The 15741-nt window shown below is 71.0% G+C and carries 15 protein-coding genes and 1 pseudogene; 10 read left to right on the forward strand and 6 right to left on the reverse strand.

The window, feature by feature from the left end:
* The first annotated feature begins 7 nt into the window (after window positions 1–7).
* The 9 genes and pseudogenes from OHA73_RS11145 to OHA73_RS11185 all read left to right on the forward strand — a co-directional run bounded on the left by OHA73_RS11145 (window position 8) and on the right by OHA73_RS11185 (window position 8982).
* A complete protein-coding gene (locus OHA73_RS11145; RefSeq protein WP_327654953.1) occupies window positions 8–1636 on the forward strand; it encodes a thiamine pyrophosphate-binding protein in 1629 nt (542 codons plus the stop codon).
* Between the two features lie 10 nt (window positions 1637–1646).
* Window positions 1647–2597, forward strand: a complete 951-nt coding sequence (locus OHA73_RS11150; RefSeq protein ID WP_327654954.1) for a PDR/VanB family oxidoreductase — start codon at window positions 1647–1649, stop codon at window positions 2595–2597.
* 55 nt (window positions 2598–2652) lie between these two features.
* Window positions 2653–2895 carry a recombinase-like helix-turn-helix domain-containing protein gene (locus OHA73_RS11155; RefSeq protein WP_266721439.1) on the forward strand — a complete coding sequence of 81 codons (243 nt, stop codon included), beginning with the start codon at window positions 2653–2655 and terminating at the stop codon, window positions 2893–2895.
* A gap of 7 nt (window positions 2896–2902) precedes the next feature.
* Window positions 2903–3904 carry an aromatic ring-hydroxylating dioxygenase subunit alpha gene (locus OHA73_RS11160; protein ID WP_327654955.1) on the forward strand — a complete coding sequence of 334 codons (1002 nt, stop codon included), beginning with the start codon at window positions 2903–2905 and terminating at the stop codon, window positions 3902–3904.
* Window positions 3901–4890: pseudogene (locus tag OHA73_RS11165) on the forward strand (MFS transporter); the annotation flags it as partial. The gene OHA73_RS11160 and the pseudogene OHA73_RS11165, both read left to right, overlap by 4 nt.
* A 79-nt stretch (window positions 4891–4969) precedes the next feature.
* Window positions 4970–5149 carry a hypothetical protein gene (locus OHA73_RS11170; RefSeq protein WP_327654956.1) on the forward strand — a complete coding sequence of 60 codons (180 nt, stop codon included), beginning with the start codon at window positions 4970–4972 and terminating at the stop codon, window positions 5147–5149.
* A 141-nt stretch (window positions 5150–5290) separates the two neighbouring features.
* Window positions 5291–6256, forward strand: a complete 966-nt coding sequence (locus OHA73_RS11175) for a PAC2 family protein (protein ID WP_327654957.1) — start codon at window positions 5291–5293, stop codon at window positions 6254–6256.
* A gap of 298 nt (window positions 6257–6554) precedes the next feature.
* A complete protein-coding gene (locus tag OHA73_RS11180; RefSeq protein WP_267071031.1) occupies window positions 6555–8297 on the forward strand; it encodes a S8 family peptidase in 1743 nt (580 codons plus the stop codon).
* A 40-nt stretch (window positions 8298–8337) separates the two neighbouring features.
* A complete protein-coding gene (locus tag OHA73_RS11185) occupies window positions 8338–8982 on the forward strand; it encodes a hypothetical protein (protein WP_327654958.1) in 645 nt (214 codons plus the stop codon).
* An 80-nt stretch (window positions 8983–9062) separates the two neighbouring features.
* Here OHA73_RS11185 and mshC read toward each other — a convergent pair whose 3' ends face one another.
* The 4 genes from mshC to OHA73_RS11205 all read right to left on the reverse strand — a co-directional run bounded on the left by mshC (window position 9063) and on the right by OHA73_RS11205 (window position 12570).
* Window positions 9063–10292: a cysteine--1-D-myo-inosityl 2-amino-2-deoxy-alpha-D-glucopyranoside ligase gene (gene mshC / locus OHA73_RS11190; protein WP_267071030.1), complete on the reverse strand. Its 1230-nt coding sequence runs from the start codon at window positions 10290–10292 to the stop codon at window positions 9063–9065.
* A 107-nt stretch (window positions 10293–10399) separates the two neighbouring features.
* Window positions 10400–11230: an SCO1664 family protein gene (locus tag OHA73_RS11195; protein ID WP_267071029.1), complete on the reverse strand. Its 831-nt coding sequence runs from the start codon at window positions 11228–11230 to the stop codon at window positions 10400–10402.
* Window positions 11194–11784: a DUF3090 domain-containing protein gene (locus tag OHA73_RS11200; protein WP_266721426.1), complete on the reverse strand. Its 591-nt coding sequence runs from the start codon at window positions 11782–11784 to the stop codon at window positions 11194–11196. Before OHA73_RS11200 ends, OHA73_RS11195 begins: the two co-directional genes overlap by 37 nt.
* Window positions 11785–11883: 99 nt before the next feature.
* Window positions 11884–12570 carry a histidine phosphatase family protein gene (locus OHA73_RS11205; RefSeq protein ID WP_266721424.1) on the reverse strand — a complete coding sequence of 229 codons (687 nt, stop codon included), beginning with the start codon at window positions 12568–12570 and terminating at the stop codon, window positions 11884–11886.
* 62 nt (window positions 12571–12632) lie between these two features.
* On the opposite strand from OHA73_RS11205, the gene corA reads away from it, so the two are divergent.
* Window positions 12633–13634 (forward strand): magnesium/cobalt transporter CorA, encoded by a 1002-nt coding sequence (gene corA / locus OHA73_RS11210; RefSeq protein WP_267071027.1) that lies wholly within the window; start codon window positions 12633–12635, stop codon window positions 13632–13634.
* Window positions 13635–13646: 12 nt separating this feature from the next.
* Here the strand turns inward: corA and OHA73_RS11215 are convergent, their stop codons facing one another.
* Complete coding sequence (locus OHA73_RS11215) at window positions 13647–14435, reverse strand: ferritin-like domain-containing protein (protein ID WP_327654959.1); 789 nt, start codon at window positions 14433–14435, stop codon at window positions 13647–13649.
* A 230-nt stretch (window positions 14436–14665) separates the two neighbouring features.
* Window positions 14666–15721, reverse strand: a complete 1056-nt coding sequence (locus OHA73_RS11220; RefSeq protein ID WP_327654960.1) for an LLM class F420-dependent oxidoreductase — start codon at window positions 15719–15721, stop codon at window positions 14666–14668.
* Between the last annotated feature and the right edge of the window lie 20 nt (window positions 15722–15741).

A 15741-nucleotide genomic window follows, 5' to 3' on the forward strand; every position in this document is an offset into this window, starting at 1 on the left:
AGTTCACATGCAGTACACCACCGGCGGTGACCTCCTCGTCGCCGTCCTGAAGGAACTCGGCGTCGACACGGTCTTCGGCATCGTGTCCGTGCACAACCTGCCGCTGGTCGAGGCTGTCGACCGCGAGCTGCGCTTCGTACCGGTGCGGCACGAGGCGAGCGCCGTGAACGCCGCCGACGCGTACGGCCGGGCCCGCGGGGGCATCGGCTGCGCGCTCACCTCGACCGGGACGGGTGCGGGCAACGCGGCCGGGTCGCTGATCGAGGCGCTCGCCTCCGGCACGTCCGTGCTGCACGTCACCGGCCAGGTCGAGGCCGAATTCCTGGGCAGCGGCCGCGGGTTCATCCACGAGACGAAGAACCAGCTCGGCATGCTCGACGCGGTCTCGGCGTACGCCGCCACCGTCTGCTCCACCGAGGAGGCGGGCACCGTCCTGCGCGCCGCCGCCCGCGCCGCGCTCGCCGCACCCGGCGGCCCGGCGAGCGTGGAGTGGCCGATCGACCTTCAGTACGCGGCGCAGACGGACGCTCCCGAGGACGTCGAGCAGGTCACCACCGCAATCGATGCCACCCAACTTGCCTCCGCAGCAGCTCTGTTGACCTCCGCCGAGCGCCCCCTCATCTGGGCCGGCGGCGGTGCCACCCGCGCCGGCGCCGAACTCACGGCGCTCGTCGAGGCGGCCGGCGCCGGGCTGCTCACCTCCAACTCCGGGCGCGGCGCGGTCCCCGAGGACCACCCGCAGGTCATCGGCAACTTCGCCACCACCCCCGCCGGGCGGGCCCTGCTCGCCGACGCGGACGTTCTGCTGACCATCGGCACGCACTTCCGCTCCAACGAGACCGCCGACTACGGGCTCCAACTCCCCGGCGCCGACCGGCACATCCAGATCGACGTCGATGCCGCCGCCCTCGGCCGTGTCTACCCGGCCGCGCACACCTTGCACGCCGACGCCGTAGACGCCCTGGCCGCCCTGCTCCCGCACGCCCGCCCCGCCGAGCCGTCGTGGACCCAGCGGATCAAGGACGTACGCGCCGAGGTACGTGCCACGCTCCACGACAACATCGGCCCCCAGGCCGCCATCTGCGACGCACTGCGCGCCGTGCTGCCGCGCGACGCCGTCGTCGCCCGCGACGTCACCATCCCGTCCAGCAGCTGGGGCAACCGGCTCCTGGAGATGTACGACCCGCGCTCCAACGTGTTCCCGCGCGGTGGCGGCATCGGACAGGGACTCGGCATGGGCATCGGCGCCGCGCTCGCCGACCCGGAGCGGCCCACCGTCGTCATCGCGGGCGACGGCGGCCTCGCCGTGCACCTCGGCGAGCTGCTCACCGTCGCCCAGGAACGCCCCCGCCTGACCGTCCTGGTCTTCAACGACGGCGGCTACGGCGTGCTGCGCAATATGCAGGACCGCTACAGCGAGCGCCGCTCCGGCGTCGACCTCGCCACCCCGGACTTCGAACTCCTCGCCCGCGCCTGCGGGTTGCCGTACCTCCGGATCGCCGACGCCGAGCACGCGCGCCCGGTGATCGAGCAGGCCGTCGGCGCCGAGGGGCCGACGCTCGTCGAGGTCGACCTCGCCTCGCTCGGCCCGATGAAGAACCCGTTCACCCCGCCCGTGAAGATCCCCGGCGCGTAAGGAGACCACCATGACCGACGACCGTCTCCTGGACCTGCTGGTCCGGCGGATGACCTGGGAGGCCGACGGCGTCCTGTCCGTCGAGCTGACCCGGCCCGCCGACCAGCTCGGCAAGCCGCTGCCCGCCTGGGCGCCGGGCGCGCACCTCGACGTGCACGTCGGCGGGCAGATCCGCCAGTACAGCCTGTGCGGCGACCCGTCCGACTGCGGCACGTACCGCATCGGTGTGCTCAACGAGCCGTCCTCGCGCGGTGGTTCGCGCCACGTGCACACCAAGCTGCGCCCCGGCCAGCAGGTCACCGTGTCCGAGCCGCGCAACCACTTCGTACTGGAGGACGCCCCCGCGTACGTGTTCATCGCCGGCGGCATCGGTGTCACGCCGATCCTCGCGATGGCACGGGAGGCGTCCCGACGCGGCGCCGACTGGCGCATGGTGTACGGCGGCCGGGGGCGCGCCTCGATGGCGTTCACCGAGGAACTGGCAGCACTTGGCGGTGACTTGACCCTCGTACCGCAGGACGAGCAGGGGCACATCGACCTGGACGCGACGCTCGCCGGGCTGCCCGAAGGGGCCCTCGTCTACTCCTGCGGGCCCGAGCCGCTGCTCGCCGCCGTCGGGGAGCGCTGCCCCGGCGACCGACTGCGCCTCGAAAGGTTCTCCGCACCCGTCGCCGAACGGTCCGAGGACGACGGCCAGTTCGAGGTCGAGTGCCGCACCTCGGGGCAGACCCTCACCGTCGGCGCCGACACCTCGATCCTGGAGGCCGCCGAGACCGCGGGCATCGATGTCACCAGCTCGTGCCGCGACGGCATCTGCGGCTCCTGCGAGACCCGCGTCATCGAAGGCGCCCCCGAACACCGCGACTTCCTCCTGTCGGAAGCCGAGCACGCCGCGAGCGCCTCGATGATGATCTGCGTCTCGCGCTGCGCGGCCGGCTCCCGCCTCGTACTGGACCTGTAAGCCCCTCCTGAACCTCCTGAACCTCCTGAACCTCCTGAAGACGTAGGAGACACCCATGAGCAGCACCACCGAGACCACCACCGACTGGCCGTACCTGGAGGTCCACCAGTCCCGCGACCACGAGCCGAGCCCCTACGAGTTCAAGCTGGCGGCGACGCTCGAAGAGGTCTTCACGAAGGTCGGCCACGAACTCACCGACGTCGTGAGCGGGCTGAACGCCCGTCAGGTCCACGCCCCCGACGGGGCGCCGTGGACCGAGGAATCCTTCCGCGCCGAGATGCACCGACTGGGAGCGTGACACACCCATGGCTCTGACCGCCGACAAGATCTACGCGACCGGCCTGCGCAACCAGTGGCACCCCGTCGTCCCCTCCTCCTTCGTCGCGCCCGGCGCGATGCGCAAGGTCACCGTCCTCGGCGAGCAGTGGCTGCTGTTCCGCCGCTCCGACGGCACCCTGAGCATGCTCGCCGACCGCTGTCCGCACCGCGGCGCCCCGCTCTCCCTCGGGAAACACCTGGGCGACCGGGTGGCCTGCTGGTACCACGGCATCGAGATCGAGACCGACGGCACCGTCTCCTCCGTGCCCGGCCTGCCCGGCTGCAACCTGGAGGGCAAGAAGCTCGTCACGTCGCTTCCCGTGCGCGAGGTGTCCGGCGCCGTCCTCGCCTACTTCGGCGACGAACAGCACCCGGAACCGGCCGAGTTGACGCTCCCCGAGCCGCTGACCGACCCCGACACCGACGCGATCCTCTGCTACGCGGAGTGGAACGTGCCGTGGCGCTACGGCGTCGAGAACCTGCTCGACCCGATGCACGGCCAGTTCCTGCACCACGACTCACACACCATGTTCGACGGTGACACCACCGCCAAGTTCCGCATCCGGGAGACCGACCGCGGCTACTTCTTCGAGAAGACCGACCAGCGGGGGGTGAACTTCGACTGGGTCGAGCTGTGCCGTACGGGCGTGGACTGGGTCGACCTGTCGATCCCCTACCCGCCGTCCGCCGGCCCCGGCGGCCCGTTCGGCATCGTCGGCATGGTGCGCCCGGTCGACGAGGGGCGCTGCGCCGTCTTCTTCTGGCGCTACCGCAAGGTCCAGGGCTGGCAGCGCGACACCTGGCGCTTCCTCTACAAGACGCTCATCGAGAAGCGGCACTGGGAGGTCCTGGAGCAGGACCGGGAGATGCTGGAGGCCATGCCGGCCGACGCCGACCAGCAGGAGAACCTGTACCAACACGACCTCGGCGTGGTCCGCCTCCGCCGCATGTACCGCGGCGAGGCCGAGAAGCAGACCGCGGGCGCATGAGCACACGGGCCCGCTGGGCGGGTGTCCTCAGCCTGCTGGTCATCGTCCTGATCAGCTACGTGGACCGCGTGAACGTCTCCGTCCTCATCACGGACAAGGCGTTCACCGACCACTTCGGCATCACCGGCGACCCGACGGCGCAGGGCGCCCTGTCGACCGTGTTCCTCGTCGGGTACGGCATCGCGGCGTTCGTCCTCACCCCGTTCTACGAGACGTCGCTCGGGGTGCGCCGCGGCCTCGTCATCAGCGTCACCCTGTGGTCGCTGATGACGCTGCTTTCGCCGTACGCGCTCGGCGCGCTCACGCTGACCGCGCTGCGGGCCCTGCTCGGCGCCGCCGAAGGTCCGCTGTTCTCGCTCAAGACGATGTACGTGCGCGAGCACTTCGCGCCGCACGAGGCGGGCCGCCCGAACGCGGTCAGCTCGATGGGGGTGTCCCTCGGCACGGCCGCGGGCCTCCCCCTGATCACGTACCTCGTCTACCGCTTCGACTGGCACACCTCGTTCCTCGCCCTCGCGGCGCTGAACGCGGTGATCGGCCTGCCGCTGATTCTGCTGTGCGTACGAGGACGTGGCGTGCGCGGCGCCGAGCGGCCGGGCTTCGGGGCCACCCTGAAGGGCGCGCTACGCATGCCGCGCCTGGCGCCCATCCTGGTCATCGAGATCGCCACGCTCGCGTATCTGTGGGGGTCGAGCGCCTGGCTGCCCTCGTATCTGCTGCACGAGCGGCACTTCTCCCTCTCCGCGATGGGGATCGTCTCCGCCCTGCCGTTCCTGATGTCGCTGGTGTCCGGGTTCCTGGGCGGGCTGCTGCTCGACCGGCTGCCGCGGCGGCTGCTCGCGCTGCCGTTCGTGGTGGGCTCGACCGGCACCGCCGTGTGTGTGCTGCTCGTCGCGGGCGCGGACAGCGACGGGGCCGCGGCCACCGGCCTGATTCTGGCCGGCGCCTTCTGGGGCCTTCAGGGCCCGGCCATCCCCACCCTCGTCCAGCACTGCGCGCCCGCACACTTCGTCGGCAGCGCCTACGGGGTCGTGAACGGGGTCCGGCAACCTCGTGTCGGCGTTCATGCCCACCCTCATGGGCGTGGCCATCGCGGCGAGCGGCGGCCACGGCTTCGGCGCCGGATTCACCCTGCTCGCCGGGGCCCAGGCGCTGACCCTGGTGTGCGGGGCATGGCTGCTGGTCAGGCCGATCCGCGAGGCACCGGCCGCCGAACCCGACGCGGCGCGGCTCGCGCGGACCTGACGACTGCCCCACGGTGGAGTGGACCACTCCGCCGTGGGGCAGTGTTGGGGGCAGTCCGCGCCCACAAGGGGGCTGCGGAGGGCCCCCGCCGACGCCGTAAGGTGGGCAGGTACGCGAGGGCACGTCGGAAGGAGGCACTGGGTGATCGAGCTCGAGGGGGTTCCCGAGCTGGTCGACCCGGTCATGGTGGCCGCGTTCGAGGGCTGGAACGATGCCGGCGACGCCGCCTCCACCGCGGTCGCGCATCTCGACAAGGAGTGGAAGGGCGAGGTGTTCGCGGCGCTGGACGCCGAGGACTACTACGACTTCCAGGTCAACCGCCCGACCGTGTTCGTCGACGCCGGCGTGCGAAAGATCACATGGCCGACGACGCGGCTCTCGGTGATCCGTATCGGCGGGGACAAGCCGCGCGACCTGGTTTTGGTCCGGGGCATCGAGCCGTCCATGCGCTGGCGCTCGTTCTGCAACGAGCTGCTCGGCTTCGCGCACGAGCTGGGCGTCGAACTCGTCGTCGTCCTCGGCGCGCTGCTCGGCGACACCCCGCACACCAGGCCCGTTCCGGTCAGCGGTGTCACGTCGGACGCGGACCTGGCCTCGCGGATGAACCTGGAGGAGACCAAGTACGAGGGTCCGACGGGCATCGTCGGCATCCTCCAGGAGGCCTGCACGCACGCGGGCGTTCCCGCGGTCTCGCTGTGGGCGGCCGTTCCGCACTACGTGTCGCAGCCGCCGAACCCGAAGGCGACGCTGGCCCTCCTGAACCGTCTGGAGGACCTGATCGACCTGCGCATCCCGCTGGGCGACCTGGCCGAGGACGCGCGGGCCTGGCAGTTGGGCGTGGACCAGCTGGCGGCCGAGGACAGCGAGGTCGCCGAGTACGTGCAGTCCCTTGAGGAGGCCCGCGACACCGCGGAGCTGCCCGAGGCCTCCGGCGAGGCCATCGCCCGCGAGTTCGAGCGCTACTTGCAGCGCCGCGATCCGGACGCCGGTCCTGGCGGTCACGCGACGGACGGCGGCGACGGCTCCTCGCACCTGCGCGACAACCCGAGCGGCCGGACCAGGCCGCCGAAGCCGCCGCGCCCGGAGGGCGACGACGGCGACGAGTAGCCGCAGCACGAAGTGACCGGAGGGCGGGGCGCCGAGCGCCCCGCCCTCCGTCGTGCCCGCACCCGCACCCGCGCCCGCGCCCCGAATCTGGCCGGTTTGCGGCGTGACAGTTGTTTCCGGCCGAATTGATGGCAGTTGCAGGGGGTTCCCCATTCAACTTGTTTTCAAACGCAGTTGGTCGGCAGGGGGGTGGACGGGCGGGCGTCGGCGTAGCAGGGTGAGCCCCGACAAGCCGCAAGGAAACACACGGCACAAGCAGACCCGTACGACCTGATGTGGCGAGGGGAGCTGTGGACCGATGACCGACCAGCACGCAAGCCCGGCGCAGGGGCCGGGAGCGGCCGGGCCGGGGCCGGAGGGATCCGGTTTCACCTATCGCGGGGCGGAAGAGGAACTGATCGTTGTGGCGCGCCCGGAGGCCCGCCTGCGCGTTCAGACCGACGGTGTGCGCTCCGCGGCGGGCGCCGACGTATCGGCGCTGAACATGTTCCTCGGAGACGAACAACTCGCTCTTGAACCGCTGTTCGGCAGCGAGGAGCGGGTACAGGAAGTCGGCGAGGCACCCGCGGCCGACGTACCGGACCTGGCGCTGTTCTACCGGGTGCGCGGCGGGGCCGAGCGGGCGCAGGAGCTGCGGTCGCGGATCGCGGCGCTCCCGGAGATCGACACGGCGTACGTGAAGCCCGGCGCGGTGCCGGCGGCGCGCGCGTCGTCCCCGGAGAACTTCGACGAGGCGCGGCGGCAGAAGGAGAAGACGGCCGCGACGCCCGACTACACGGGCCGCCAGGGCTACTTGGGCCCCGCGCCCGCCGGCATCGACGCGCAGTGGGCGTGGCGGCGGCTCGGCGGCAGCGGCGAGGGCGTCACCGTCATCGATGTCGAGGGCGCCTGGCAGTTGGGGCACGAGGACCTGTCGGCGAAGCTCGCCGGCATCGTGGTCGGCACGCCGATCTCGGACGTGGCCTGGCGCAATCACGGCACCGCGGTCCTCGGCGTGATCGGCGGCGACCGCAACGATCGCGGCATCACCGGCATCGTGCCGGAGGCCGTGACGGCGGCCGCGTCCTTCCAGGGCGTGGGCACGGCGGCGGCGATCCACGCGGCGGCCGACCGGCTGAGCCCCGGCGACGTCATCCTCATCGAACTGCACCGCCCGGGGCCGCGGTTCGACTTCGAACCGCGAGACGACCAGCGCGGCTACATCGCCCTGGAGTGGTGGCCCGACGACTTCGCGGCCATCAAGTACGCGACGGCGAAGGGCATCGTGGTCGTGGGCGCGGCGGGCAACGGGTCCGAGTCCCTCGACGACGCCGTGTACGAGCGGCGGCCCGACGAGTTCCCGACGTGGTGGCACAACCCGTTCAACCCGTCGAACCGCTCCTCGGACGCGGTCCTCGTCGGCGCGGGCGCCCCGCCACCCGGCACCCACGGCCGCGACCACGGCCCGGACCGCTCGCGCCTCTCGTTCTCCAACTACGGCGCCCGCGTGGACGCCCAGGGCTGGGGCCGCGAGGTCACCACCACCGGTGGCTCCTGGAACAAGCCCGGCGATCTTCAGGGCGGCACCGAGGAGATCGCCTGGTACACCGACACCTTCTCAGGCACCTCGTCCGCCTCCCCGGTGGTCGTCGGCGCGCTGACCGCCCTCCAAGGAATGCTCAAGGCAGGCGGTCAGCGCCCGATGATCTCGCAGCGGGCGCGCGAGGTACTCCGGGCGACCGGCTCACCACAGCAGGACGCCCCCGGCCGGCCCGCTTCGCAGCGGATCGGCAACCGGCCCGACATCAAGGGAGCGGTCACCAACCTGCTTCCCTCGACGGTCGGTTCGGGCCAGGCCGAGCGGTACTGGGACGAGCTGATCCCGTATCCGCCCGAACTCCCGCCCCGGCTACGCCTGTTCGTGGCGGGCTCCTGGCGCAATCTGAACAATCCGTCCCCCGAGACCCGCCAGGCGGTGCACACCGCCTTCGCAGGGGGACGGCCCGACGTACGTGTGTGGTTCTCGGACGACGAGGTCGTCGGCCTGGTCGTCACGGGCTGAGAGGCAACGCAACCAACCATTGATGGAAGGTGGCACCCGCATGAGCATCACCCCCCAAATGGGCCAGCAGGGTCAGCAGTTCCCGAGCACCTCGCCCTACCAGCAGCAACAGCACGGCATGGGCCAGCAGTCGTACGGTCAGCAGCAGCCGGGCATGAGCGGTCAGGGCCAGGGTGGTCAGGGCCAGGAGCAGCTCGTCCAGCAGCTCCAGCAGCAGCTCCAGCAGCTCGGCCAGCAGCAGCCGTACCAGCAACTGCTCCAGCAGCTCGGCGGGCAGCAGCAACAGCAGCCCTTCGGCCAGCAGATGCAGCAGGGCCAGCAGCAGTACGGGCAACAGCAGTACGGTCAGCAGCAGGACCAGCAGGCACAGCAGATCGAGCAGCAGGTGCAACAGCATCTGCAGCAGGTCCAGCAGGCCGCGCACCAGCAGGCCCAGCAGCAGATCGAGCAGCAGGCACTCGCCTCCGGCGTGGCGAACGGCTACATCGACATCGTGCAGCCGCTCCCGGGTCAGCCGCGGCAGATCTTCCTGCGCATCAACAACCAGTTCCGGGTCCTCAACAACCCGACCCCGCAGGCCCACGACGAGGTCCAGGAGGCCTTCGCGTTCGGCCACCAGGTCGTCGGCATCTGGGACACGGGCACGCCGCTCGTCCTGCGCAGCGTGCGCGTCCAGCGCATCTGACGGGAAGGTGAAAGGCACACACGAAAAGGGGCGCCTCCCCGTGCACAGGGAGGCGCCCTCTTGGTTGTTGTCGGGTGGGACTACAGCGCCACGCCCAGCAGGGCGTCCACGGCACGCGATACGACGCCGGGGGCGCCCTCGTCCGTGCCACCACCGGCCGCCTGGGCCTCGGCCCAGCGGTCGACGGCGATCAGCGCGGTGGGTGCGTCCAGGTCGTCGGCGAGCGCCTCGCGGATCTCCTCGACGAGCGCCTCGGCGGACGGGCCGTCGGGGCGGGAGACGGCGGCGCGCCAGCGGTCGAGACGGGCCACCGCGTCGGCGAGCACCTGGTCCGTCCACTCCCAGTCGGAGCGGTAGTGGTGGTCGAGGAGCGCGAGCCGGATGGCGGCGGGGTCGACACCCTCGCGGCGCAGCGCGGAGACGAACACCAGGTTGCCCTTGGACTTGGACATCTTCTCGCCGTCGAGCGCGACCATGCCGGCGTGCACGTACGCCTTGGCCATCGGGAACTCGCCGGTGAGCGCCTGGGCGTGCGAGGCACCCATCTCGTGGTGCGGGAAGGCCAGGTCGGAGCCGCCGCCCTGGACGTCGAAGCCCATGCCAAGGTGGTCGAGGGCGATGGCGACACACTCGATGTGCCAGCCGGGGCGCCCCTGGCCGAGCGAGCCGCCGTCCCAGCTGGGCTCGCCCTCGCGGGCGGCCATCCACAGCATCGGGTCGAGCGGGTTCTTCTTGCCCGGACGGTCCGGGTCGCCCCCGCGCTCGGCGGAGAGCAGCCGCATCGCTGCGGCGTCGAGGTTCGAGACGGACCCGAAGTGCGGGTCGGCGTCCACGGAGAAGTAGGTGTCGCCCTCGAGCTCGTAGGCGGCACCGGAGTCACGCAGTCGTTCGACGAGCGGCACGATGCCGGGTATCGCCTCGACGGCGCCTATGTAGTGCTGCGGCGGCAGCATCCGCAGGGCGGTCATGTCCTCACGGAAGAGGGCGGTCTCGCGCTCGGCGAGGCCGTCCCACTCGATGCCGTCACGCACGGCCCGCTCCAGCAGAGGATCGTCGACGTCCGTCACGTTCTGGACGTAGTGAACCTGCCGCTTGGTGTCGAGCCACACGCGCTGCACGAGGTCGAACGCGTTGTAGGTCGCCGCGTGACCCATGTGGGTCGCGTCGTACGGCGTGATGCCGCAGACGTAGATACGGGCGACGGGACCGGGGTCAAGGGTGACGAGCCCACCGGTCGCGGTGTCGTGGATCCGGAGGTCGCGGCCCTTGCCGGGCAGGGCGGGGACCTCAGAAGCGGGCCAGGCATGCATGCATCGAGCGTAACCGGACGCTGCTTCCACATACGAACCGGACCAGGCGTAATGGCCGAACTCGCCCTCTTGCGTGATCATGCCGGGCGCGCTAGGAGCGGCGATTTTCAGACGGGCGGCCAGGGAATCGCGGGCCAGTCCCCGCCCGGCTCCCGGTGCCGACCGGTCTTGAGGAGGTCCGCGACCCGCTCCCGTACGGCTTCCAGCTCGGCCGGCGTGATCAGCTCACCGAGCCGCTCAGCGAGCCGCTCGCCCGCCCCCAAGGACGCCCGCAGCGCCTCCAGGGCCCCGGTCGCCTCCTCGGTCAGCGGCTCCCCCGCCCAGCCCCACAGCAGCGTGCGCAGCTTGTCCTCGGCGTTGAACGTCACACCGTGATCGATGCCGAACAGGTGGCCTTCGGCGTCGACGAGCAGATGCCCGCCCTTGCGGTCACCGTTGTTGATCACCGCGTCGAGCACCGAGAGCCGCCGCAGACGGGTGTCGTCGGCGTGCACCAGCAGCGCCGTGCGGCCCTCTCCGACCTCGGCGAACCCGATGGCCTTCCAGCCCTCCCCCGGCTCCTCACCGTCGACGAGGGCGAGCAGCCCGTCGCCCTCGTCCACCTCTTCCGGGGTGTCGATCCACAGCTGGACCATGCCCTCGCCGTACGGCCCGTCGCGCAGCACCGTCGGCGGCACGAGGCCCCAGCCGAGCGCCTCGGAGACCTCGTACGCGGCGACCTCGCGCCGCGCCAGGTTCCCGTCGGGGAAGTCCCACAGCGGGCGCTCGCCGCGTACCGGCTTGTAGACGCAGGTGGCCTCGCGGCCCTCGTGGGTGACGGTGCACACCAGCACCGCGTTCGACGCCTCGCGGATCTGTCCCTCGACGTTCAGCTCACCGAAGGTGAGCAGGTCCCGGTCGCTCACGCGTCCCGCCGGTATCCGTTCTGGCGCGGACATACGTGTCCCTCCGGGTCGAGCGGCAGGCTGCACAGCGGGCACGGCGGGCGGCCCGCGTTCACGACGTCCAGGGCCCGCTTGGCGAAGGCGCGGGCCTGGTTCCCTGTGAGGCGGACGCGGAGCATCGGCGGGCCGTTCTCCTCGTCCTGGAGAAGCTGCTCCTCGGCCTCCGCCAGGTCCTCCTCGGACTCGGCGTCCAGCTCGACGAGGGCCTGCGCCTCGACGATCATGCGCTGTTCGTCGCCGTCCCACGCGAGCGCCATCGTGCCGACGCGGAACTCCTCCTCAACGGGCGCCTCCAGCGGCGCGGTGTCGGAGATCTCGCTGGGGGCCACGGCGGGCACCGGGGCGTTGCCCCCGGTGCGCCGCACGACCTCGTCGAGCAGTTCGTCCATGCGCTCGGCGAGCGCGGCCACCTGGGTCTTCTCCAGGGCCACGCTGGTGACCCGGGGTCCTGCCGTGGCCTGCAGAAAGAAGGTTCGGCGCCCGGGGAGCCCGACCGTACCGGCCACAAACCGCTCCGGAGGGTCGTAGAGGAACACCTGACGGGACACGTCCTGATCTCCATGGGATCGAAATCGACTGGCTGGAACCGGTCAGGGCCGACCGGGTCGACCGTGCTGACGGCTGCTTCACCCTACTGCGGCCGACGATCACGGTGCGCCCGCGCCGCCCCCGACCGGTGCGTCCGGCTCCCCCGGCTCCTCGCGCGGTGCCAGGGACGCGAAGTCCCCGGTGTCTCCGAGGCGTACGAGAAAGGGGCGCAGCCGTGTGTAACGGATCGCCGTGATGGAACACGGCTCTACGGAGATGCGCTGAAAGAGGTCCAGATGCAGCCCGATGGCGTCCGCGACAAGGGACTTGATGATGTCGCCGTGCGAACACATCACATAGGCGGCGTCCTCGCCGTGCTCGCGCTCCACGCGCGCGTTCCACTCACGTACCGCCTCAGCGGCCCGGTGCTGCATCTGCCGCATCGACTCCCCGCCGGGGAACGCGGCGGCCGTCGGGTGCTGCTGCACGACCTGCATCAGCGGCTCGTCGGACAGCTCGGCGAGCTTGCGGCCGGACCAGTCCCCGTAGTCGCACTCGCCGATGCGGTCCTCGGTGCGCAGGGTCAGTTCCGGCCGCGCGGCGAGCAGCGGCGCGACGGTCTCCCGGCAGCGCTGCAGCGGGCTGGCGACGATCTCGGCGAGGGGCAGGTCCGCAAGCCGCTCGGGCAGCCGCGCGGCCTGCGCGGCGCCGCGCTCGTCGAGCGCCACACCGGGCGTCCACCCGGCGAGCACTCCCGCGGTATTGGCGGTGGAACGTCCGTGCCGGACAAGGATCAGCGTGGGCATGTGCCCCACCCTAGGCATACGACGACGTGCGGCAGTGCCGGGTACTGGGAAGAATTCACTTCGTGATCGTCGACTGCGCCATCTACCGGGACGGGCGTCGCACGGAGCGGCCCGCCGACTTCTCCGACGCCCTCGACGAGGCGCGCTCGACGGGCGACGCGTTCGTGTGGATCGGGCTGCACGAGGCGACCGAGGACGAGTTCGACCGGGTCAGCCAGGAGTTCGGCCTCCACCCGCTGGCCGTGGAGGACGCCCTGAAGGCGCACCAGCGGCCCAAGCTGGAGATCTACGACGACTCCCTGTTCGTGGTCCTCAAGCCGGTCGTGTACGAGCCGAAGAGCGACAAGGTGTCCTCGGGCGAGCTGATGCTGTTCCTGGGCGACTCGTTCGTGGTGACCGTGCGGCACGGCGAGGGCGCGCCCCTGAAGGCCGTACGACAGCGTCTTGAGGCCGAGCCGGAGTTCCTCAAGCAGGGGCCGACGGCGGTCCTGTACTCGGTCGCGGACGCCACGGTGGACCACTACCTGGAGGTCGCGGCCGAGCTGCAGACCGACCTGGAGGAGCTGGAGACGGAGGTCTTCTCCCCGCAGGGCGGCGGCACCCGTGACACCGCCGAGCGGATCTACACGTTCAAGCGCCAGATCCTCGAATTCCGGCGCGCGACCGGGCCGTTGACGGTGCCGCTGGACCGGCTCGCCGGGGTCGGACCGTGGGGCCTCGCCGCCGTGCCGTTCGTGCACGAGGAGGCGCGGCCGTTCTTCCGCGACGTGAACGACCACCTGACGCGGGTCAACGAGTCCGTGGACGGCCTGGACCGCCTCGTGTCGGACATCCTGTCCGCGCACCTGGCGCAGATGAGCGTGCGGCAGAACGACGACATGCGGAAGATCTCCGCGTGGGCGGCGATGGCCGCGGTGCCCACGATGATCGCGGGCGTCTACGGCATGAACTTCGACCACATGCCGGAACTGCACTGGGTGTGGGCGTACCCGGCGGTGATCGCACTGATGGCCGGCCTGGAACTCCTGCTGTTCCGCACGTTCAAGCGCCGCGGGTGGCTCTGAAGCGGCTCGGGCTCAGGCGAACTCGGCCGCCGTGGCCGCGGAACCGCCCAACGCATCCCGCCGCTCCGGCATCCGCAACGACACCATCCGCCGCCAGCCGCCCAGGCGCTCGTACGCGTACACGCCGTGGATCCCCGCAGCAAGCGCAGCGGCCTTCGGCTTCGGCCAGCCCAGGACGCGACCCATGTGGTCCATGACGGCGAGGCTGACGTCCCGGTAGACGGCGATCTCCGCCATGGCGCACTCGCGCAGGATGCGCTGGATGGTACGGCCGTGACCCGCGTACGCGAAACGCAGCAACTCCTCGTGGCAGTACGCGAGATGGTTGTCCTCGTCGTTGGAGATCATCTTGACGGCGCGGCCGAGGTCGGGGTCGTCGGCGAAGTGCTTGCGGAGCATCACCATCTGCTCGGAGGCCCGCTGCTCGGTGACGCGGCTGTGCGCCAGGTACGTCACGATGTTCTGCACGGAGAGCCGCTCGTCGCGCCGCAGCTGGTCGTGCGCGAGCCCGATCCCGTGCTTCTCCAGAAGCATCGTGTAGTCGGCCTCGGCGGGGACGGGCGCCGGCTCCAGACCGCGCTTCTTCATGAGGGCGTTGAAAATCCGCCCGTGCTTGTCCTCGTCCGCACCGTGCCGCGCGATCTTGGGGGCGAGGCCGCGCTCGCTCTCGGGGACCAGCGCGGCGATCCGCCCGTTCTCCCAGCCGCCCTGGGACTCACCGCTCGCCGCGATGGAGCAGAACAGCCGGAACGACTCGTCGTTGTCGATGATCTCCTGGAACAGACTCTTGGCCGACAGCATCCGCAACCTCCACCTCGCCGCACCCGACTCCGCAGTACTGCAAAGTCCGAGTCAAATGCGGGACATGAGGCAGGGCAACAGATATGCGGGTCAACTCGTCCGAACGGAGGACACGGGGCGCGGGACGAGCCGTAACCAGGCCCCTCGTGGCGCGTTGTGCAAGGCGTCGGCCGTGGCGGGGAAGACCCCCCGAGCCCCCACCACGGCCGCAGAAGAACTTTCCTGGATCCTTACGCCAGCCCGGCGCGCTCCATCGCCTCGATACCCGCGCGCAGCGAGGCCAGGCGGTCGGCGAGCGTGAGCCCGGCCGGGTTGATGGTCAGCGTGGTGACACCGGCCTCGGCGTAGGCCCGCATCCGGTCGGCGATCCGGTCCACGGAGCCGAGCAGCGTGGTGGAGTCGATGAGCTGCTGCGGGATCGCCGCGGCCGCGCCCTCCTTGTCGCCGGCCAGGTACTTGTCCTGGATCTCGGCGGCCTCCTTCTCGTACCCCATGCGCTGCGCGAGCTGGTTGTAGAAGTTCTGCTTACGGCTTCCCATGCCGCCCACGTAGAGCGCGGTGTACGGCCGGAACATGTCGGCGAGCGTGCTCACGTCCTTGTCCTCGCCAAGCGCAAGCGGAACCGTCGGACAGACGTCGAAGCCCTCCATGGTCTTGCCGGCCTTCTCGCGGCCCGCCCGGATGTGCTGGAGCGCGGTCTCCTCCAGGTGCTCGGCAGCCGGGAAGATCAGCAGGGCGCCGTCGGCGATCTCGCCGGTCTGCTCCAGGTTCTTCGGGCCGATCGCGGCGATGTAGAGCGGAATCTGCTCGCGCTCGGGGTGCACGATCAGCTTCAGCGGCTTGCCGGGCCCGTCCGGCAGCGGGAGCGTCCAGTGCGCACCGTCGTGGGAGACCCGCTCGCGGCTCATGGCCTTGCGGATGATCTCGACGTACTCGCGGGTGCGCGCCAGCGGCTTGTCGAACTTGACCCCGTACCAGCCCTCGGAAACCTGCGGACCGGAGACACCGAGGCCGAGCCGGAAGCGGCCCCCGGACAGCGAGTCGAGGGTCGCGGCCGTCATCGCCGTCATCGTGGGCTGGCGGGCCGGGATCTGGAAGATCGCCGAGCCGACGTCGATCCGCTCCGTCTGTGCGGCGACGTACGCGAGGACCGTGGCGGCGTCGGAACCGTAGGCCTCGGCGGCCCAGCACACCGAGTAACCGAGCTGGTCGGCCTCCTTCGCGACGGCCAGGTTGTCCGCGTCCATCCCCGCGCCCCAATAGCCGAGGTTGATGCCGAGCTTCATTGACCACATCCCCTTAACGC

It is taken from the genome of Streptomyces sp. NBC_00483, from assembly GCF_036013745.1.
Taxonomy (GTDB): Bacteria; Actinomycetota; Actinomycetes; order Streptomycetales; family Streptomycetaceae; genus Streptomyces.